Origin of the sequence: Pusillimonas sp. T2, assembly GCF_002236805.1 — a bacterium.
In the GTDB taxonomy this organism is placed as follows: Bacteria; Pseudomonadota; Gammaproteobacteria; order Burkholderiales; family Burkholderiaceae_B; genus Neopusillimonas.
This window is the reverse complement of record NZ_NIQA01000001.1, coordinates 1-21,744: the sequence shown is the minus strand read 5'-3', so window position 1 is coordinate 21,744 and position 21,744 is coordinate 1. Positions and strand designations below refer to the sequence as shown.

Below are 21,744 nucleotides of genomic sequence, written 5' to 3'. Positions count from 1 at the left end.
CCTTCGGGGTTGGCGTTTTGCTTTTGGGCGCTGGCTAAAGGCTTTTGTGTTGGGAGTCTGGACAAGTGCCATGGTTTGATGTTACTAAACGTAAACAACCGGTGAGCCATTGTTTTGTAAACGGGTGGCCGGCTTGAATAGATGTGAACGGAAACAGGATCAATAGTATGACGAGTAGCCAACAACGGGCCGCCCTGCAGCGCCAAATCTGGGCCATTGCCAACGATGTCCGTGGTGCCGTAGATGGCTGGGATTTCAAGCAGTATGTGCTGGGCACTCTGTTTTACCGCTTCATCAGCGAAAACTTTTCCAGCTATATTCAGGCAGGTGACGACAGCATCAACTATGCCGAACTGCCCGATAGCGTCATTACGCCGGAAATAAAAGACGACGCTACCAAAACCAAGGGCTACTTCATTTACCCCAGCCAGCTGTTTGTAAACGTTACCAAAAACGCCCTTGGCAACGAAAGTCTGAACACAGACTTGGCCGCTATTTTTGCTGCTATCGAAAGCTCGGCCAACGGCTACCCGTCAGAGGGCGATATTAAAGGCCTGTTTGCCGATTTCGACACCACCAGCAACCGCCTGGGCAATACGGTAAAGGATAAAAATGCGCGCCTGGCCGCTGTGCTTAAAGGCGTAGTCGGCCTGGATCTTGGCGACTTTCACGGCAGCCAAATCGACCTATTTGGCGATGCCTATGAATTCCTGATCTCTAACTATGCGGCCAACGCGGGCAAGTCAGGCGGTGAGTTTTTTACACCGCAGCACGTCTCCAAGCTAATTGCTCAGTTGGCCATGCATGGGCAAACCAGCGTCAACAAAATTTATGACCCCGCCTGCGGTTCGGGATCGTTGCTGTTGCAAGCGAAAAAGCACTTCGACGCCCACATTATTGAAGAAGGCTTCTTCGGCCAGGAGATCAACCACACCACCTACAACCTGGCGCGTATGAACATGTTCTTGCACAACATCAACTACGACAAGTTCAACATCCGGCTGGGCAACACCCTGATCGACCCGCACTTTGGCGACGACAAACCCTTTGATGCCATTGTGTCTAACCCGCCTTACTCGGTGAAGTGGGTAGGCGCCGACGACCCTACGCTGATTAACGATGAGCGCTTTGCCCCGGCGGGCGTGCTGGCGCCGAAATCGAAAGCCGATTTCGCTTTTGTGCTTCATGCGCTTAGCTACCTTTCTAGCAAAGGCCGCGCCGCCATCGTTTGCTTTCCCGGTATTTTTTACCGGGGTGGTGCCGAGCAAAAAATCAGAAAGTACCTGGTAGATAACAACTACGTAGAAACAGTGATTTCGCTGGCGCCCAACCTGTTTTACGGCACCACCATTGCAGTGACTATTCTGGTGCTGTCAAAACACAAAACCGACACCACCACTCAATTCATTGACGCCAGTGGCCTGTTCAAAAAGGAAACCAACAACAATACGCTTACCGATGCACACGTCGAAGAAATTATGCAGGTGTTCGACAGCAAGGCAAATGTTGACCATCTTGCCCGATCCGTTCCCTTTGAAGACATCGCCGCAAATGACTACAACTTGTCAGTTAGCAGCTATGTCGAAGCCAAAGATAGCCGTGAAGTGGTGGATATTGCCCGGATTAATGCGGAGCTGAAAAGTACTGTTACCAAGATCGACAGGCTGCGGGCGGAAATTGACGCGATTGTGGCAGAGATTGAGGGTAAGGAGCTTGGGACATGAGCAGCGTGAGTTTTATGGATAGGCTGCTGGATGGGGTTGAGGTGGATTGGAAGCCTCTGGGTGAACTTGGTGAGTTAGTTCGCGGCAATGGTTTGCAGAAGAAGGACTTCACCGAAGAAGGCATACCTGCTATTCACTATGGCCAGATTTATACATACTACGGACTATCGACGACGAAGACTAAGTCGTTTGTTTCCTCTGACTTGGCAAGGCAGCTAAGAAAGGTTGAAAAGGGCGATGTCGTAATCACAAATACTAGCGAGAATCTGGAGGATGTGGGTAAAACCCTCGTATATCTTGGCGAACTTCAAGCAGTCACCGGAGGGCATGCAACCATCTTCAAGCCTGGCAGCTGTATATTGGGAAAATACTTTGCGTATTTCTCCCAGACAGATAAGTTTTCAAGTGAAAAAAGAAAGTATGCAAAAGGAACAAAGGTAATTGACGTATCCGCCACAGATATGGCGAAAATTAGAATACCTATTCCATGTCCGGAAAAACCCAAAAAATCTCTTGAAATCCAGGCCGAAATCGTCCGCATTCTGGATGCTTTCACCGAGCTTACCACCGAGCTTACCACCGAGCTTACCACCGAGCTTACTGCCCGCAAAAAACAGTACAACTACTATCGCGACAAGCTGCTAAGTTTTGAAGACGGGGAAGTGGAGTGGAAAACGTTGGGAGAAGTGGCCCAAATCGGCACAGGCAGTCATGACACGCAAGATGCCATAGAGGATGGTGATTATATTTTTTATGCTCGCGGCCGAGAGCCGTTAAAACTAAACGTATTTGACTTTGATGAAACTGCAATAATCACTGCCGGAGATGGCGCAGGAGTTGGGAAGGTATTTCATTACGCCCAAGGTAAGTATGCGCTGCATCAGCGGGCATATCGTATTGTCCCGAATAACACGATGGATTCGAGATTTGTGTACCACTATATAGAAGCAAATTTTTATACGTATATACAAAGAGCGTCAGTGAGTTCATCTGTTACCTCACTGCGTAGACCAATGTTTTTAAATTTTCCGATACCGTTACCATCACTCCACGAACAAGCGCGCATCGCCGCTATTCTCGATAAATTTGACACCCTCACCACCTCCATTGCAGAAGGTTTGCCCCGCGAAATCGCCCTTCGCCAAAAGCAATACGAATATTACCGCGACCTGCTGCTAAGTTTCCCCAAACCGGAAGCGGTCAAGCCTTCTGTAAACGCATAGGAGGGAGCTTATGGCCAACCTTAGCCTGCAAGACCAGACCACCGAATTTCTGCTCTACACCGCACCCAATGGCCAGATCAAAGTCGAAGTACTGCTTGGCAACGAGACCCTGTGGCTAACCCAAAAACGCATGGCAGAATTGTTTGGCGTAGGCGTGCCGGCGATATCCAAGCATCTGAAAAATATCTTTGACAGTGGGGAGTTGCAAGAGGAACTGGTTATTTCCATTTTGGAAACAACCACTGAGCACGGTGCAGTGGCAGGGTTAACCCAAACCCAGCAGGTGAAGTACTACAACCTCGATGCGGTGATCTCGGTCGGCTACCGCGTTAACTCCGCCCAGGCTACCCAGTTCCGTATCTGGGCAACGCAGTTGATCAAAGAGTACATCATCAAGGGCTTTGCCATGGATGATGAGCGCCTGAAGAACGGCCGTTACTTTGGCAAGGATTATTTCCGCGAACTGTTGGAGCGGGTGCGTTCTATTCGCGCCAGCGAGCGGAGAATTTACCAGCAGATTACCGATATTTTTGCCGAATGCAGCATCGATTACGACCCGAAGTCTGAAACCACACGCCTGTTTTATGCCCACGTACAAGACAAATTTCACTTCGCCATAACCGGCCACACGGCAGCAGAAATAATTGCACTGAAAGCCGATGCCAGCCAGCCGTTGATGGGTATGAGCACCTACAAAAATGCACCGGCGGGCCGGGTATTGAAGTCGGACTCGGTAGTGGCAAAAAACTATTTAAGCGAGGCAGACATCAAGAAACTGGAGCGTACCGTCTCTGCTTTTTTTGATTATATCGAGGGCGTTATCGAGCGCAAAAAGCCGTTCACCATGGCAAGTTTTGCTGAAAGCGTCAATAAATTTCTGGCCTTTAACGAATACCAGGTTTTGGAGGGCTACGGTTCCATCACCCGGAGCCAGGCCGAGCAAAAGGCGTTTGCTGAATACGAAAAGTTCAACAAGCAGCAGCGAATCGAGTCCGACTTTGACCGTGCCGTGAAAAAGATGCTGAGCAAGAAAGGGCCGGCCCAATGAGTGACTACAAAACCATCGCTGAATCCAATAACTTCATCGTTCTGGACAAGTACACCAAGGAGTGGAGGGTAGCCGAAAGCTACCAAAGTGAAGGTGATCTGGAACGTGAACTGATCCAGGACTTGGTTAACCAGGGGTATGAATATCTGCCCGGTTTAAACAACCCCGATACCATGCTGGCCAACGTGCGGGTGCAACTGCAGGCCTTGAACAATGTAGAGTTTTCAGAGAGTGAATGGCGGCGTTTTGTTGAAACCTATCTGGACAAGCCCAGTGACACCATCGTCGATAAAACCCGAAAAATTCACGATGACTACATTCACGACTTCGTGTTCGACGACGGACGCATCCAGAACATTTACCTGCTGGACAAGAAAAATATTGCCCGCAATAAAGTGCAGGTCATCAAGCAGTTTGAACAAGCCGGCAGCCACGCCAACCGCTACGACGTCACCATTTTGGTGAACGGGTTGCCGCTGGTGCAAATTGAACTTAAAAAACGTGGCGTGGCTATTCGTGAGGCCTTCAACCAGGTTCACCGTTACAGCAAGGAAAGCTTCAACAGCGAAAACTCGCTGTACAAATATTTGCAGCTGTTTGTCATATCCAACGGCACCGACAGCCGTTACTTTGCCAACACCACCCAGCGCAACAAGAACAGCTTCGACTTCACCATGAATTGGGCGAAGGCGGACAACAGCCTGATCAAAGACCTGAAGGACTTTACCGCAACCTTTTTCCAGAAAAACACGCTGTTGAATGTGTTGCTGCGTTACTCGGTATTTGATGTCAGTGACACGTTGCTGGTTATGCGCCCCTACCAGATCGCGGCCACCGAGCGCATCTTGTGGAAGATCAATAGTTCGTATCAAAGCAAAAGCTGGTGCAAAACGGAAAGCGGCGGCTTCATCTGGCACACCACAGGCTCTGGCAAGACCCTGACCAGTTTTAAAGCTGCACGTTTGGCCACCGAACTTGAGTTCATAGAAAAGGTGTTTTTCGTGGTGGACCGCAAAGATCTGGACTACCAGACCATGCGCGAATACCAGCGTTTTTCGCCCGATAGCGTGAATGGCTCTGACAGTACGGCGGGCCTGAAGCGCAACCTGGAAAAAGACGATAACAAGATTATCGTCACCACAATCCAGAAGCTTAACAACCTAATGAAAAGCGAAGGTGACTTGCCCATTTATGGCAAGCAGGTGGTGTTTATTTTTGACGAGTGCCACCGCAGCCAATTCGGTGAAGCGCAAAAGAACCTGAAGAAAAAATTCAAGAAGTTCTATCAGTTTGGCTTTACTGGCACGCCCATCTTCCCGCAAAACGCCCTGGGCGCTGAAACAACGGCCAGCGTGTTTGGGCGCGAACTTCACTCCTACGTCATTACCGATGCCATTCGTGATGAAAAGGTGCTGAAATTCAAGGTGGACTACAACGATGTACGTCCACGGTTCAAAGCCATTGAAACCGAGCAAGATGAGAAAAAGCTGAGTGCAGCAGAAAACAGGCAGGCCTTGTTGCACCCAGACCGTATTCAGGAAATATCGCAGTATATTCTGAAGAGCTACCGCCAGAAAACCCATCGTTTGCACGCCGGTGCCAAGGGCTTTAACGCCATGTTTGCGGTAAGCAGCGTAGATGCCGCCAAGCTGTATTACGAATCGCTCAACAAGCTTCAAGCAGGCAACGACAAGCCGCTGAAGGTCGCCACGATTTTTTCGTTTGCTGCCAACGAGGAGCAGAATGCGGTAGGTGATATCGCCGACGAAAGCTTCGATGTCTCTGCCATGAACAGCAGCGCCAAAGAGTTTTTAACTGCGGCTATTGCCGACTATAACGCATGGTTCAAAACCAGTTTTAGCGTCGATAGCAACGGTTTTCAGAACTACTACCGCGATCTGGCCAAGCGGGTGAAGTCTAAAGACATCGACCTGCTGATTGTGGTCGGCATGTTCCTGACCGGCTTTGATGCCCCCACCCTGAACACCTTGTTCGTAGACAAGAATCTGCGCTACCACGGCTTGATGCAGGCTTACTCGCGTACCAATCGCATTTACGATGCAACTAAAATCTTCGGCAATATCGTCACCTTCCGCGACCTGGAAAAGGCAACGGTCGACGCTATAACCCTGTTTGGGGATAAAAACACCAAAAACGTGGTGCTGGAAAAGAGCTACAAGGAATACATGGAAGGCTTTGCCGATGTGGTCACCGGTGAAGCAAGGCGCGGCTTTATGGATGTCGTCAGCGAGCTTGAACAACGTTTTCCAGACCCAGCGGCCATTGAAAAAGAAGCCGACAAGAAAGCCTTTGCCAAACTGTTTGGTGAATACCTGCGGGTAGAAAACATACTGCAGAATTATGATGAATTTGCCAGCTTGAAAGCTCTGCAAGACATCGACGTTAACGACCCGGAGGCGCTACAGGCTTTTAAAGCAGCGCACTATTTGAGTGATGAAGACCTGGCGGCGCTTCAAGCCATAAAAATTCCGCCAGAGCGCAAAATTCAGGATTACCGTTCCACCTACAACGACATCCGCGATTGGCTGCGCCGAGAGAAAGCGGCCAACGAAAAAGACGCCTCTACCATCGACTGGGACGACGTGGTGTTTGAGGTGGACCTGCTGAAATCCCAGGAGATCAACCTGGACTACATTCTGGAGTTGATCTTTCAGCACAACAAGAAAACCAAAAGCAAAGCCGACCTGGTGGAAGAGGTACGCCGGGTGATACGCGCCAGCCTTGGCAACCGCGCCAAAGAAAGCCTAGTGGTGGACTTTATCAATCAAACCAACCTGGATCAGCTTGGCGACAAAGCCAGCGTCATTGAAGCCTTCTTCGCCTTCGCCCAAGCCGAACAACAGCGGGAAGCCAACGAGCTGATCAGCACAGAGAACCTGAACACGGAAGAAGCCCGACGCTACATTGCCAACTCATTGAGGCGCGAATACGCCAGCGAAAACGGTACCGAACTGAACACCATTTTGCCCAAGATGAGCCCGTTGAACCCGCAATACCTGACCAAGAAACAAACTGTTTTACAGAAGATCGCGGCGTTTGTGGAGAAGTTTAAAGGTGTGGGTGGGAAGGTTTAACTATCCAACGGAGTAGGCATGACTAAGCAACAGACCGCGCATTACACCGCACGCAGCATTCAGATAGGTATCGTTGACGCTGCCCTAACAATCGCAGGGCTGACTGCGTTAGTCGGCGGGTTGTTGGCGTTATATCGGGACTCTGTGGCGTTAGCGGCTACAGGCATAGCCGCAGGTATCGTCCTGTTATTTGCAGCGACGGTCAGCAGGTTTGAATTTCTGAAAGGATTCGGGATAGAGGCCAAAGTCAGGCGACTGGACGCCACCATAGACAAAGCAGAGCAAGCATTAACCGGATTGAAAGAACTAACGCTACTGACTTCGAAAACCACGGTGAGGCTGTTCAGCTCGGTGGGACGTTTTGGTGGAACGCCGACTTTTGACGAACGGCGTGAACTGATAATGGGTTTTGAAAAAATCCTCAGCGAAACTGGAGCCACAAAAGACCAGATACGGCAAACTTGGGAACCGTTGCTCAAAATATGTGTTTTTGATCTGATGCTAAAGCCCGGTGAAGTGTTTCAGGAATATAGCCAGCCATTTCGCCAAAAACTACAAGCCCAAATGCATAACACTGCGCCACTGACACCTAGCCAAGGGGAAGAAAACGCCGCACTCATCCGACGACAGCAGAACCTTGATAACTACTATTCAAACTGCCTTAATCGCCTTTATAGATCGCCACTGAATCAAGCGCCACAGATCATAGACGAGCTAGTTAACACGGCGCCGGAACTTGATGAAGATGCAAAACAAAGGTTTACGCAGACTATCAAGCCCTATCGGGACGAAGTGGCGTATCTGGTGGACAATCTGTCATTCCGCAATATTCAATTCTGGCGTGATGGTATACCCAGCGAGTAATGATATACACAGCGGAGTTTGCAGACTCGGCGCTTAGCTCATCCACGTCCACCTTTAGTACCAATTGCTTCGTCCCTGCCTTAAGTAGAAACTGCAAGGACGTAGTTTATAGACTACATTTAGCCAATGATAGAGCTAAAGCAAACAGCAACCTACGAGAAGTGAGAGGTCCGACTCCGTTACAAACGCGCGCGAACCATTACCGCGGCCCGTTTGATGCGTTTGGCGGAAGGCTTGCCAGGTGATGTTGAACCGGTAGGCGACGGAATTAGCGAGCTGCGGATTCACTAGGGCCTAGGCTATCGAGTCTACTTCCAGCGACGGGGGACCTTCAGGTTATCCTGCTATGCGGCGGGGATAAAAGCATCCAGGCCAGCGACATTGCTACCGCAAAGAAACTTGCCACCGAATGGAGCGACCAGGATGGCTGAAAAACTAACAACCTACGACCCTGCCGCTGCCCTGGTAGATGATGAAGAAATAGCATTCTTCATGGCCGATGCCTTTGAAACAGGCGATGCTGCCTATATAGCCAAAGCCCTTGGCGTAGTTGCCCGAGCCAAGGGCATGACAGAAATAGCCCAAAAAACCGGCCTTTCCCGTGAGCAGCTTTATCGATCGTTCAGTGAGCGTGGCAATCCGACGTTGAAGACCACCCTGGCCGTGATGCGAGCACTTGGGTCGATATGACGGCCAAACCGCATATCACGAGCTGATCACTAGACCCTCGTGAAAGCGTGTGTGACTTTAGTTGCCGCGCTACCGGAACGGTGCTGATAGAAATGGCCTATTTCGGCCAAAAGCGGCCTTTCAAACCAGGGTTTACAGTAGCTGCAGGCTGTCAGCAGAAACAGCCCCGCTACGACCTAATAATCTACTAAAGTTTCTCCCACGTTTTTCTCGATTTTAGGTATGAGTCATCGTTATAGAACATTCCAAAGATCTCTTCAAAGTGTGGGATGTGTTCGCCTGGTAAAGCCTGCGCAGCATACCCAAGCTCCCTGATGAGTTCCGTCCAATACCGAATAACCTGAAGAACAGCTAGCTGACGATGGGGCGCGACTGCCTCCCAAATGCCTGTGCATCGGCTTGCTTTCTCAAAGGTTGAAATCTCTTCACCTGTCTCGGCGGTGTGCATAACCATTGAGAACGAGCTCATAAGCTGAGCACCGACTCTAGCGTTGTGCGCAATCTGCTCCTTTTTCTTTTGAGATACACAAGATGAAAACAGCGGCATATCAACCTCGTTGAACCATCTGGCAATGGGATCAGCCGAAGCGCCACCGGTGATAAGCACGTCAATGTTGGAGTAGCGGTCACCGTCTGCGAAGTCATGCAACACAGATATGATCGCCGAGCGAACAGGATCAGAAAGATCATGCATAAACCGAAGCTGAATGGAGCGTCTTTGAACGACTTCCTGGGAGCGGTGATAAAGAAGTTCCAACTTATGGCCAACCTCATGCTTCATTTCTTTCAGCGTTGGAAATTTCCCACCTGTTTCGATGAAATAGTCGAGCATTAGGCAGAGTTTCCCAATCCGTTCCAGTCCTGTCGAAAGGCTTGTGAAAGCCTGGAAATAGATGCCCTTCGTCGCATAGTTAGCTAGTCGAATCTGAGTAGCTCCAGTTCCTAGCATTTCTTTAGTGAACTGTGCTTCCCGGAGAAGTGCGTTGAACGTAGGTGTCAACATTCTCGATTTACCCCAATCAATATGATTTTTGAATTCGGCAGCATGCGCTGTTTCACGCCGAAGGAAGGCTTAAATTCATAGTTATTCCACTAAGCAGATGTACGGAAAAAATTTTCCAGAAATCGTGTACGTCTGTTTGTGGTGCCTACGAGGGTTGCGCATGACCAGCCCAAATATAAGGCAAATGTCTTCTTCGGGTCGATTTACGAATGTCGAGGTTCGACCACGATCAGCTATTCACGTTTTTCTTCCGTGGCGGCTATTCGTCAAAAGGTTCTTGCTGTGGACATGCCAAATGCTCGCCGCTTCGTACTATCATCGCATATGCGGATTGGTAGGTCCGTTGAATAACTGTCAGAACTTTGGGGACAATCATCGTGCCATGAAGGATATTTTCGACAACCCCACATTACTTGCTCTGCGTGCTCTAGACGAGTCACCAACAATGAAGGCGATACGTGCGTTCGAGGATTCGCCGGTCGCTCGATTAATGAGGGATTTGGATAATTCACCAGCCATCCGCATCATGAGAGACTTGGAGAACTCTCCCGCGATGAAAGCAATTCGGGGGATTGAAGAATCGCCTGTCATGCGAATGCTACGTGACTTCGACGACTCGCCGACTCTGAAAGCCATACGCGAAATCGAAGGATCTCCAGCGTTCATGGCTATTCGTAGCCTTCAAGAATCCCCGGCAATCAAAGCCATCCAGGCGCTTGAGCGCAGTCCAATTCTAGAGGCGTTTTCGACTGTTGCAACGCGAATAACTCACGGCTACGGGGCGCTGGCATTTTCGGAGGCTTATGGGTTACTAATCGAAGAGTATGAGGAGCAGGTTGCGGACCATGCTGCTGAACCATTGGACAGCTTGGCGGAATCGGTAAAGGACAGAGCTGCTCAAGCGCCATTCGCCCCTCTGAGCGCCGAATTCTATTTAGGATTGGTCTTTGCTTTGTTCCTTTTCTATCTCTCGCAAATCTCGGCAGAGCAGTCCGAAGAACGTCTGCTAAGCAGGATCGATGGCATGGAGCAAACCATATCGATTCAGTTAGATGCGCTGAAGCAAGATATCCAAGGACGTGTCTACTTGGTTGCCGATCGAGCGGTAAACCTCAGAACAGGGCCTGGCTCAGACCATAATGCGTTCGGCATGTTGTTGCGGAATCAGAAGGTTGTGCAAATAGGGGGGAGCGGAGTGTGGGTGAACGTAGAATACTTCGATTATGTTGCAAATGAACTTAAGCGTGGGTGGGCTCATAGTCGCTACTTTATAGCGGTTTCCAGTGAAAATGGCTAGTAGCGCTTGGACAACCGCATGCATCGGACAGATGAAAGCGCAGCTACGGTCTACTTTCACTTATCAATGATGCGGAACATTGAAGGTCCGCTTCAAGGGATTGAAGGGCTGTTATGGGTCGAAAACGGACCATCGCCAACGGCAACTTTCGACCCAAAGCTGTTGTTCATATAAAAACCGCAAAGCCGTCGTTCACTAACAAATATAAAAATCTCTTGCACAACGTCTTGCTGCGCACGCAAGTTATACTTTCTGTAAGAAGCACACTCACGGAATTCGACTTTGCTCAACGGTTAAAAGCATAGGTAGACGACTTACCAGCTTGTCCCCTATGGGGTCTTAGCTGGGCGTTTTTCGACCCGAGCCTGCTGCCACTAGTTGGCTCCAACGTGAGGCTTCAAGGGCATTAACGCCACATAGTCAGCAAGCAAGGGGAGTGAAAACGATGGCTACTAGCGAAATCCGCGATTCAACCAGGACCGAATTGTTGGAAAAAGTCCGAAAGCATGACTATGGAAAGTATCTTCTCAAAGCAAGCATCGAGAAAATTCGCGGATTTATAACCGAGGACATTAACTTCGAGTTTCCTGTAACGGCCCTCATCGGACCGAATGGGAGCGGAAAGTCTGCTGTCTTGGGCGCTGCTGGATGTGCTTATAAGCCAGTGAAGCCGAGCATGTTCTTTCCGAAGAGCACCGTCGGCGATGAGTCGATGTCCGGGTGGAGGGTTGAGTACGAATTAATAGATAAACAGCTCAATCCACGACAAACGGTCAAAAGGACTTCAAATTTTCGACAAGCGAAATGGGTCCGCGGAGACGTTGCAGACCGTGAGGTTTTATTTTTCGGCATTGAACGGACAGTCCCAGCTGGCGAAAAAACACGCTACAAACAGTTAATGCGCTCCACCTATGTGCACAGCCTGCCTTTAGAACCGCTTGCCGCAGGCGTCGTAAGGCAAGTGGAACATATTTTAGGAAAGTCAGTCGCCGCTTATCGTGCAACGCGATACGGTCACGACGACACGTTTTTAGTTGGCAACGCTGGCACGAACCAATATTCCGAATTTCACTTTGGAGCAGGTGAATCGTCGATCATTCGGATGGTCACGAAGATTGAACAAGCACCTGAGAATAGCTTGATTCTTATAGAAGAGATCGAGAACGGTCTCCATCCTGTGGCTACGCGGCGTATGGTCGAGTATCTGATCGACGTTGCCAGTCGGAAGTCGATCCAGACGATTTTTACAACCCACAGCGACTACGCTCTGTCGCCTCTACCGAACGAGGCTATTTGGGCGAGTATCGACGGCAAACTCCAACAAGGGAAACTATCAGTGGAGGCATTGCGTGCGGTTGCAGGTCGTGTCGATAAGAAATTAGCGGTTTTTGTAGAAGATGTCTTCGCAAAGACATGGGTGGATACTATCCTCCGTGAAACGCTCGGGGCGGACTACGATCAAGTCGAGGTTCATGCTGTACACGGTGATGGGAACGCAGTGAAGACTCATCGTGGACACATGACTAATCCCACTGTGCAATTCAAGTCGCTTTGTGTGATTGATGGTGACTCACAGCAACAAGAAGACCGTGATGCGGGCATCATTCGACTTCCCGGCACTCAACCAGAACTCACCGTCTTTGAGGGGATTCAAAATAGGCTAGACCGGGACTTGGCCATATTAACGGTATCCTGTCAACGCCCTCCTGATGCCCAAGGCCAAGTACATCGAGTGATCGAAGAAATTGCACGCACAAATCGGGATCCACATCTTCTCTTTAACCAAATAGGGATTGCTATTGGGTTCATCCCTGAGCCGATCGTTCGAGGGGCCTTCCTTGCGCTCTGGGTGCGCGCGAACCAGGAGTTCTGCACTGACCTCGCGACGAGAGCGAGGGCACTCATTGAAGCCTAGCCGATTGTTCAACAAGTCTACTGCCTTAGTTGGTAGACATATGTTATTGCGATCATTGAAAGTCCTCTTCTCACGACTGTAGACGGCCGCTTCTGGCCGAATGCAGCCACAGATGGGTGACCACATCGTACTACTCACGACGTTTCTTTTAGCGGCGTGACAACCGTTAGCCTCCAATCCACAGTGCAATATCCGTGCACGCTGATGCAAAAACCGCATGATCTACGTGCGGTCTCAATGTATAAAACAACCAAAAAATCAAACGGTTATGGTGAATTAACTCTGTCCGGTTTTAGCTGTTAATCCGCAGGTCACTGGTTCGAACCCAGTTCGGGGAGCCAAAAATTCAAGCAAAACGCCAATCCTTCGGGGTTGGCGTTTTGCTTTTCAGCTCCCCCTGCATTTTGACAAAATATGTTTTTATCGATTTCAGGGTTGTCGGTGAAAAAGAGCCTCCTCACGGATAGCCTTTTTCCAGGGGGTCCATGATATTTTCAAGTCATGCGTCGCCTTTTTCGAGCATAAGACGATGTCTTGTTGCCAAAGCCGCAAAAGTGAGGGCGTGATAGCTGGTGGGAGATGTCGCGTGTCAATCCGCATTTTCCGACAGAGAATTTCTGCTATTTTTAGAACGGGTGCTGCGAGTCGTGTTTCATACTTCAGACGACGCGCCCCGATGCGTGTAACCGGTGTGGCGGCGAGTGCTCTGGCGTACTCAATCAAGTAGTCGTTCCAAGTCGGCGCTTCGGGCATGGCCAAATTGTATGCGTTGCCACTGGCCTCGCTTGTTTGTAATGCTGCCAGCACTGCGTAGACAAGATCATTAACGTGTACGAGATTGGTTGATCCGTCTCCGATGGCGCCTAGGTCACCCAGGCGGTGTGCGCGTAGTAATTTCTCAATTCGCAGCGTCCATTGAGGACTGCCGTTTCCGTAGACACAACCCGGCCTCAGGATCGTCACCTGTTCCTGACAGGGTTGCAGGATTTCCTCAGCCTTGGCTTTGGCCTCAGCGTAAGCATCGAGGTTACCGAGTAGTGGCCGGGTCTCATCGACCAGGCCTCGTGCAGATCCGTAGGCTGCCATTGAGCTTAGGTGAATCAAGCGCAAGTTGGGTCGCTGCATCAATGTGGTACGAAGCGCCGTTGCGTTGGCAATCATCGTTGCAGGTGATCCCCCAAGTGCGTTGACAATCACATCTATGTGATCAGCGGACTTGAGTAATGCGGTCTCATCGGTTGCGTCGAGCTGAACCGTTGCCCCGCGGCGAGCGGCGGCCACTGGTCGGGACCATGAGGTTGAGGCTAGGGCGTCGACAACGTGACGTCCAATATAGCCGGTCGCACCAAGAACCAGGACTCGGATGGTATTCATAGATGGGTCGTTGCAGGAGCGCTGCCGGCTTTGCCGGCAGACAATGTTTTACGAAGATGGGTCGCTGCTCTCAGAGCCAGGGCGACGATGGTCAGGGTAGGATTAGCCTGTCCTGAGGTGGGGAATACAGCCCCGCCAACAACATAGACGTTATCTACTTCATGTAAACGACAATCTGCATTCACCACGCTCGTCGCAGGATCGTTTCCCATTCGGGCCGTACCAAGATGGTGGCCACCATAAGCGCCATAGCGAGTCATTTCTGATTCCACTTCCTCGGGTTGGTAGGAAAAACTCCCGACTTTACTTTCTTCAAAAGCGTTTTTGAGAGCGGAAAGTGCTACGTTGACCGTTCGAAGGTCCTGTTCGCTGTACCGCCAGTCAATGTTGATACGCGGCATACCAAGTGGGTCAAAACTTGAGTTAAGTGTCACTCTGCTGGATGGATTTGGTTCCTGCTCGGCATGGAAATCAAGGGAGAAGCGAAGGTTCTTGGGGCGGACAATCACAGATGGAAATTTTCGCTCTGCTAGTGTGCGGCGGCGCAACCAGTTCCAAAGAAACGCAACCGTTTGAGGGCTGTCCTTAATGACATTGCTCAGATGAGCGATGGTGCTTGCTTGCGCCTCGGGCTTTTCTCCGTACAGGCGCTTTGCGTATTCGTAAGGTACGATCGGTCGTGCGAGGTAGAGAGCTGAAAGAATGCCACTGCCATGTCCTGCATCTGGAATGTGCGGGTGGTGCAAGCGTGCGATGAAATTGCCAGAACGTAGCTCCCTTTGGGCTTGGGGAACCAACGCCAGACGACGGCGACAATAGGTGCCATCCTCCGCAATCTCGTAACCGTGCCACACCGAAGAGGCTTGCGACAAATCAACGATACCTATAGTGCCAGCAATGTGGCTCATGTAATAGCGTCCGACGACACCATACGCATTGCCGAGTCCACGGCCGCTCATGCCTGGGCTTGCTAACAAAAGTCGAGCCGTTTCCAGTCCACCGGTGGCAATGACATAGACACGGGCATTCACTGTAAAGTAATTACCCGCCAGTGTTTTGACGGGTAGCGGGCCAGCTGTTCGAACATCTTTCCCAATCGAAAAGCAGCCAGCGTTCGCGTTGAGCAGTACCCTTACAGGACCGCGCTGCAAGCGTCTTTGATATCTTTTTCCAAAGTCGGTTGGGCAGCTGAAGCGCTCCAAGGTGTCGCTTGAATAAGTGTCGCTGACAAAACCGCCGATCATTGGGCGCATCGGCCTAGAAGCTGGAAATGCTTTTTCTGCCGTGTAGGCAAATTCGCCAGCCTCACACAGTTGATTCGCTTGCGTGTAATACGGTAACAAATCAGCCTGGTTGATTGGCCACCCACTATTTGCGATGTAGTCGCGTTCCTCAAAGTCAATCGGATCCAGTGGCATGCATCGCCCACCCCACAAAGTGGTGGACCCGCCAAACTGACGAACGCGGTAGCTGTCTGCGGGTGGGTGCAACTGTTCGTTTGTAATGCTCCCCTGGTAAAGCGCCTGGCATGCTTCCGCAAACTGATCAGAACCACTTTCTAGCAAGGTGACATGCAAATCACTGTCTTGTAACGCGAGAGCAAGGCTGACTCCTGCTGCCCCCGCGCCTATGATGCAAACATCTGTTTGCAGCGTGGTATTGGCAGGAACATGGTTAGCATCTTCAATCATTAGCGACTTGTAAGCAACAGTGTGGTTTTTTTTAAGACAATCGGAATTCTACCCATAGTAAACGATCGGGATCCAAAAGTTATTGGGTACGGCGCAACGCGACATACTGTGGAATTCGATGGGCGGATCACATTGTGAGGCTCGACAGCAATGCAGCACTGAAGGTGTTGTGGCCGGTGCGGACTTGTTTGTTAGCCTTTCTTTGATTCAAAAGGAAAATTAGCAAACAAAAACCGCCCGAAGGCGGCAAACTGTCGAACTCTGGGATTCAGATGAAGGGCAGTATCGATGTGATGACAACGGCCTGCGGTCTTCTGTGCCTTGAGATGATCCCGAATGGGTCAGGCACTATTTTCCACGTAACTGTCGCAACCACTTTAATGCACGGCGGGTCAGGGCAGAATAGAGTTCTGCACCCTTCAGCTTATAGTCAATATGTCGCTCGTAAGGTTGTATCGAAATGGGGAAATAGGGTGACAGCAGTTTTTGCACTGCCTGGGGGGAAATGTGTGTATTGCTCTGAACAACAGCAAATAAACCTTTACTGTCGTCAGCAAAGTGCTTGGCGTGATCCCATGCTTGCATCTTGTCTGCGAACCAGACACTTTCACTCGCATGCAAGGTAGGCTGGCCTGGTTTGGCAGCAGCGTGATATTGATCCAGTAAACCCTCACGCTCAGCATTAAGCCAATAAAGCGTGTATTCGGTCCAGTCGATCATGTAATTGCTGAGCAACACTTTGCGCCACTCTGTGCCATACAAATGTTCAAGCTGCCGATGCAGAGCGAGACAGAGAGTCCGAGACAATGTCGCGGGGGTCCACCAGATCCCGTCACGATCCAGAAACGGATCCTGCTGCAGGAGCTGTGCAGACGCTTCCCAAAAATGCGGTTCAGCCGCACGCGGCATGTAATGTGTCACGGCTTTGCCGTCGACAACTAATGAGTCTGCCGTGAATGGGTGCGTCGCAAAGCAGTCTGGATCAAAGACCAGGAAGTACTCGGTATCAATCAGGGCTGGCGCATAAAGCTTGATGATCTGCTGACGATGCCAATTCCGGATTTGATGGCGTTGTGAAAACTCGCCGAAGACTGCCATGTGTTCAGATTCGTCCACAATGACGATCGGAAAATCGGACCAGGCTTTGGCGTAGGACTTGACCTCATCTACCTCTTCATGGGGCACGACAATGACAAACCGGCTAAAGGTTTCTGGCGTCGTGAAATGTCTTAATGAGGAGAACAAAATGTCGCAACGGCCAATATTGTCAGCGTAGTGACGTCCGCGCGTTTTAAGTGGCAATATTGCGCTGATCTGAGTCATGATGTTTTCAAGTTTCGGGAGCGATTTGCCATGACTTTGTAAACGAAGTCAGGAATATAAACACGACGATCCGTCATGGCGACACCAATAATATTGCCGTCGGCCTCCTGTACTTGACTCTTTAGCATCTGGGCTATTGGTTTGCGAGTCGATTCTGCTCGGATAACCAAAAATACCGCATCAGCCAGGGGGGCGTTCTCGATAACTACCGGGGATCGCCCGACGGGTAGCATGTCCACCAGTATATAGTCGTAATACGAACGTGCTACATCAAACATCTCGGAAATCTTGTTTTGAGCAAGATGTTGAGCGGAAAGTCGATGACGTGCGATCACAATGTTATGATTTTCAACCGGATAAAAAGCGAGCGCGTTATTATCTTGGTTTTCAAACGCATTCTCTGGCATTGAGCAGGACAAAGCGACTGCACTGTCAGGACACTCCCAGACCACCTTTCCTTCATCGTTAGGACTGCCATATGCGTGCTCATCCAAACCTGATGACATATCCATGATCAAAACAGGCTTGATTGTGCGAACCTCTAGTGCTAATGCTAACTGTTTGATAACCGCTTGCGCTCCGTCATGTTTGTCATGAGAAATAGCCATCACGACCTTACCTCGGTCACCTGGCAAAGTGTATATTTTTGAAGCTAACTGGCTATGCTCTCCATAAGTGGCCAGGTCATTGGTCACATCCCGTTTACGCATGCGGCCGCGTGGTGAAATGGGCGAACTCAAGACGCGCAAAGAAAGTGCGCGCTCAATTTGCTCCGGACTTAAGAAGGTCTCCCGCAGTGAGGATAGAAGCAAGCTGACCAGCGCGGCGGTTGTTAGCGCAGCGACAAAACAGGCTGCAATCAGCATGGAAATCGAAACGGTACGGCGCGATGGTACCTCTGGAGCCTCAATCACCCGCACGTTAGTGCTATTAACTTCCCGGGCCTGCTCTTGTTGGCTGAGCGCCAGCTCTGCTTGACGTGATCGTTCGCGAAAGCTTTCCGCAGCGATGTCACGCTCAACTTCCAGTTGGCGCATCTGGTTGGATACGGAAATAAGGCTGCGTAATCGCGCTCGCGTTGTCTCGACCTGTACCTCCAGCTCCTCCTGGCGGGCTACTTCCCCGGCAATACTGGTTTTCAGCGAAGCAATCTTGTCTTGAACAGTGTCGTAGTAAGTATTTCGACCGTGTCGGGATGACACGCCATCAGAAAGCTTTTGTTTCTCCAGAGTGACGCGCAACTCCGCGATCTGGCGATCCAATTGCGTCACAAACGGAGATGTTTCCATGTATCGAGCGGCAAATTCAGCTCGACGTGCTTCCAGCTCCATCAGCGACAACCGCATTGTCGCCTGGGATCGCATCATTTCCGAGTTATCAGTAAAAAGCAGAACGTTCTCTGTGACGTTTTCAGTCGCGGCGAGTAAAGCCTCCAGACCGCTGCGATCTTGAGCCAATGCTGCTTCATTCTCCATTTTTCGTTGCACGAGCAGACTTTCCAGTGCGACGGCCCGGGCGATCTGGTCTTGAATGTTGACGACATCGTGTGCTTTTTGAAATTCGGTCAATGCACGATTTGCTTTCTCAAGCGTGACGCGAGCTTCGTCTCTCAGGTCTATCAACATCCCGGCGCGGCCTGATGTCAAGATGGAGGCACGTTGCTCAAAATAGACTTTTAGCAATGACTCTAATGATTTGGCGGCCTGCTCGGGATCATTGCTGTAAAAGGAAAGGGTGATGGTGTTGGCAAGATCGTTTTGCTTAAGATGAAAATTGTTCTTGAAGTTTTGCAGATCGCGTTCGATCAGACCTGGAGCTGCGTTATTGCCCAGTTGTGACATCACAACATTGCGTTGCAGTTCGGGGCTATTAATGATTTGCGCCTCAACGCTTACCAACTGACCCACAGCGGGCGTCAGCTGAACACCTTGCGTACTGTTTGACTGGTCATAGTAAGCCGCGTTCAGTACCAGCAGAGTGGCCTGTGCGCGGTACGGCATGGGGAAAAGCCACGTAGCGATGAGCCCCAGCAGCATAATGGCTAAAAATACCGCAATACCTACCTTTCGGTAGTAAAAACAGGTATTCAGATAGTCACGAACCGTCAGGGCAGCTGCCCCTCGACTTGCCGGCCTCTCTCTGGTGGATATAACCATACTAAATGACAATCCCCTGACAGAGCAGGAGTCTTTGTTTGTGAGCCGCTTGAAGCAGCAAAGTGGAGGCGCTGATGCGACCCCGCGTTTCGCGGCATCTTGCGGTTGCGTGAGCAAAATACAAGTTCAGCTGCATCAATAGAGATCTTGCATTTGACCGTTCAAGGGTACCAAGGCAAACCTCTGTTTCATCTTGCTATGGCCTCACAAAGTCAAAAATGATCGAGTTTTCTTGGGAAGGACGCAGTCTTCAAAATCATCTTGAATTTCGGGACGACCGGCGGGGTACCTACTTGACCGCGCGTAATCTAAAATGTCAGGAAAGCTACTATTTCAAACAAACTGCCTTATTATGACACTCAAATGTTGTTCGTGTACACCTCATCCGTTGTGAGGTTTTTTCAAAGGTCTGTACCACATGTCCCTGTCGCATGACACCATTCGCTCCAATCACACACTTGTATCGGTGTTTTTTGTTGCACTGTTTGCCTTGACTGGATGTACCCCAACTTGGGTCGAGCAATCTTACCGGCAACCTGAAGGCTTTGCCACCTGGGTTGACTCGGGGCCCTACGTGTATCGAATCCAACCTGGCGATGATCTGGCTGTGTCATTTCCTTTCAATGCCGAGCTCAACCACCAGGCGGCTGTAGCGCCTGACGGCATGTTTACCGTGCCCATGGCTGGTCAGCTACAAGCCGAGGGGCGCACAATCGAACAATTGGCAAGCGAGATTGATCGGGTTCTCCTTGCCAAAGGTATCGTTGCCGACGCCCATGCTCTCGTGAGTGTCCTTAAATACAACAGTCGCGTGTATGTGGGGGGTGAAGTGGTTCAACCAGGCGAAGTTCTGCTGCGCCCGGGCATGGATCCTTTACAAGCAATTACGGCCGCACGTGGGCTGCGTGATACAGCCCGTACCCAAGAGATTGTTTTGATTCGTCGCGCGCCAGATGGACGCCCCATGTTACGAACGGTCAATCTGGTCTCCTTGACACGACAAGGCGACCCGGATCAAGTCGTGGTTTTACAGCCTTCGGACACAATCTTCGTTCCGCAATCTTCCATTAGTGAGCTTAATCAATGGATCAATCAGTACATCAATCTGGCCCTGCCGTTTAACAAGAGCATCAATTACAGCTTTACAAACGAGACAAACACTAATCAACCCTGAGGTTTCTGCGTTCTGTCTAAAGGTCTTGATACAGTCTGACCTGGCCCAAGAAATGTCACTGCATGCATAGCGCCCCTACCGAGCCTGAACTGGCACCCTTGTTCTCGCCTGCTTTGGCTCGCAGAGGTGTCGTCTGGCTGTTGGCCGGGTTATTGTTATTTTTCGGTCAAGTGTTCCATTACATCGTTGCCGTCTGGCCGTTGTGGGCGTTGTCCAAGGCGTTTCCCGTTATCTCGTTGCCCGCATTCATTGCTTTGCGTCACTACCCGCGATTTCCGATGACTCGCCAGATTCTTGTCTCATGGTCGTGGCTTTTACTTGTTCCAAGCTTCGCGGCCGGTGTTTATTTTCATCAGACTTTCTTCACCAGTATCACCGCTCAAGTCAAGCTGCTGCCGCTGCTGTATTTTTTCTCATTTTTGGCCGTGCTGCTGACGATAAAACCAACCTTGTATGAAATTGAGCGCAGTTTCATTCGTTTGGGTATTGTTGTGGCCGGCGTGCTTATTGCATTCTGGTTGTTCATACCTGATTCCTGGTACAGCACCGAGTACGTGGTCGGAGATGCGCCATTTTTTTCGCATGATCATCGGGGTAATCGCATTCGAATGTCGATGTACTTTCCGATCATTGCCCTGTTTTTTTGCTTTCGACGTGCCGTTTTTGAGAGAAGCCTCCGTTACCTGATCGGCGCGGCTATATTTCTGTTTGTTGTTGTTTTTATTGTAAAGACCCGGGCGATGGTTATCGGAGTTACAGGCGTTCTGGTACTCAACGTTTTCCTTTGGTCACGCCCCGCGATACGGGTCTTTCTGATGATCCTTGTTCCTGTTTTACTGGCTGCGATATTTTCGGTTGGCTATCTCGCCACCACGTTTAGCGCTGACGTCAGTACAGGCTTTGACACTCGCGCGATCAGTATCCTTTTGGCGACACAGTTCCTGGGTGATGACCCCATGCGCTGGATCTTTGGTGTGGGCACAATCAGCCCAACCAGCCAAGACAGTCTGATTGCCTACTTTCACCACTTCTTCTTCCTTGCTGATATTACCTGGCTCGGGATCGTTTTCGAGTACGGCCTGATCGGTGCCGTGCTGTTCTTGCTGCTATCAGTACGAGGCCTTTTTCTGTATCGACGTTTGCAAACTTATGGAAGGTCTGAAGAAC

General features: G+C 50.4%; 15 protein-coding genes. 10 read left to right on the top strand and 5 right to left on the bottom strand.

The annotated features are described in order from the left end of the window. Positions 1-167: 167 nt before the first annotated feature. From PuT2_RS00080 to PuT2_RS00050, 6 genes are all read left to right on the top strand, one after another. Positions 168-1,724: a type I restriction-modification system subunit M gene (locus tag PuT2_RS00080; protein WP_093969005.1), complete on the top strand. Its 1,557-nt coding sequence runs from the start codon at positions 168-170 to the stop codon at positions 1,722-1,724. Beyond that, positions 1,721-2,947, top strand: a complete 1,227-nt coding sequence (locus tag PuT2_RS00075) for a restriction endonuclease subunit S (RefSeq protein ID WP_093969004.1) — start codon at positions 1,721-1,723, stop codon at positions 2,945-2,947. Before PuT2_RS00080 ends, PuT2_RS00075 begins: the two co-directional genes overlap by 4 nt. Positions 2,948-2,957: 10 nt before the next feature. Beyond that, positions 2,958-3,995, top strand: a complete 1,038-nt coding sequence (locus PuT2_RS00070) for a virulence RhuM family protein (RefSeq protein WP_093969003.1) — start codon at positions 2,958-2,960, stop codon at positions 3,993-3,995. Next, on the top strand, positions 3,992-7,090 hold the full coding sequence (locus tag PuT2_RS00065) for a type I restriction endonuclease subunit R (RefSeq protein WP_093969002.1): 3,099 nt from the start codon (positions 3,992-3,994) through the stop codon (positions 7,088-7,090). Before PuT2_RS00070 ends, PuT2_RS00065 begins: the two co-directional genes overlap by 4 nt. 18 nt (positions 7,091-7,108) lie before the next feature. Further along, positions 7,109-7,954 (top strand): hypothetical protein, encoded by an 846-nt coding sequence (locus tag PuT2_RS00060; RefSeq protein ID WP_093969001.1) that lies wholly within the window; start codon positions 7,109-7,111, stop codon positions 7,952-7,954. 423 nt (positions 7,955-8,377) lie between these two features. Continuing rightward, entirely contained in the window at positions 8,378-8,644 is a 267-nt protein-coding gene (locus PuT2_RS00050) for an addiction module antidote protein (RefSeq protein WP_093969000.1), read from the top strand. Positions 8,645-8,831: 187 nt separating this feature from the next. Here the strand turns inward: PuT2_RS00050 and PuT2_RS00045 are convergent, their stop codons facing one another. Continuing rightward, complete coding sequence (locus tag PuT2_RS00045; protein ID WP_093968999.1) at positions 8,832-9,647, bottom strand: hypothetical protein; 816 nt, start codon at positions 9,645-9,647, stop codon at positions 8,832-8,834. Positions 9,648-9,942: 295 nt separating this feature from the next. On the opposite strand from PuT2_RS00045, the gene PuT2_RS00040 reads away from it, so the two are divergent. Next, positions 9,943-10,944 carry an SH3 domain-containing protein gene (locus PuT2_RS00040; RefSeq protein WP_093968998.1) on the top strand — a complete coding sequence of 334 codons (1,002 nt, stop codon included), beginning with the start codon at positions 9,943-9,945 and terminating at the stop codon, positions 10,942-10,944. Between the two features lie 445 nt (positions 10,945-11,389). Then, on the top strand, positions 11,390-12,859 hold the full coding sequence (locus tag PuT2_RS00035; RefSeq protein WP_093968997.1) for an ATP-dependent endonuclease: 1,470 nt from the start codon (positions 11,390-11,392) through the stop codon (positions 12,857-12,859). 429 nt (positions 12,860-13,288) lie between these two features. Here PuT2_RS00035 and PuT2_RS00030 read toward each other — a convergent pair whose 3' ends face one another. The 4 genes from PuT2_RS00030 to PuT2_RS00015 form a co-directional block, all read right to left on the bottom strand. After that, positions 13,289-14,233, bottom strand: a complete 945-nt coding sequence (locus PuT2_RS00030) for an NAD(P)-dependent oxidoreductase (RefSeq protein ID WP_093968996.1) — start codon at positions 14,231-14,233, stop codon at positions 13,289-13,291. Next, positions 14,230-15,924: an FAD-dependent oxidoreductase gene (locus tag PuT2_RS00025; protein WP_093968995.1), complete on the bottom strand. Its 1,695-nt coding sequence runs from the start codon at positions 15,922-15,924 to the stop codon at positions 14,230-14,232. The genes PuT2_RS00030 and PuT2_RS00025 overlap by 4 nt, the downstream gene beginning before the upstream one ends. 348 nt (positions 15,925-16,272) lie before the next feature. Next, positions 16,273-17,247 carry a DUF6492 family protein gene (locus PuT2_RS00020; RefSeq protein WP_093968994.1) on the bottom strand — a complete coding sequence of 325 codons (975 nt, stop codon included), beginning with the start codon at positions 17,245-17,247 and terminating at the stop codon, positions 16,273-16,275. Then, complete coding sequence (locus PuT2_RS00015; protein WP_093968993.1) at positions 17,244-19,403, bottom strand: hypothetical protein; 2,160 nt, start codon at positions 19,401-19,403, stop codon at positions 17,244-17,246. Before PuT2_RS00015 ends, PuT2_RS00020 begins: the two co-directional genes overlap by 4 nt. A gap of 418 nt (positions 19,404-19,821) precedes the next feature. On the opposite strand from PuT2_RS00015, the gene PuT2_RS00010 reads away from it, so the two are divergent. Together PuT2_RS00010 and PuT2_RS00005 are read left to right on the top strand one after the other, a co-directional pair. Next, on the top strand, positions 19,822-20,577 hold the full coding sequence (locus PuT2_RS00010) for a polysaccharide biosynthesis/export family protein (protein ID WP_093968992.1): 756 nt from the start codon (positions 19,822-19,824) through the stop codon (positions 20,575-20,577). 98 nt (positions 20,578-20,675) lie between these two features. Beyond that, the coding region (locus tag PuT2_RS00005) for a hypothetical protein (RefSeq protein ID WP_143516074.1) at positions 20,676-21,744 on the top strand (1,069 nt) is incomplete at its 3' end.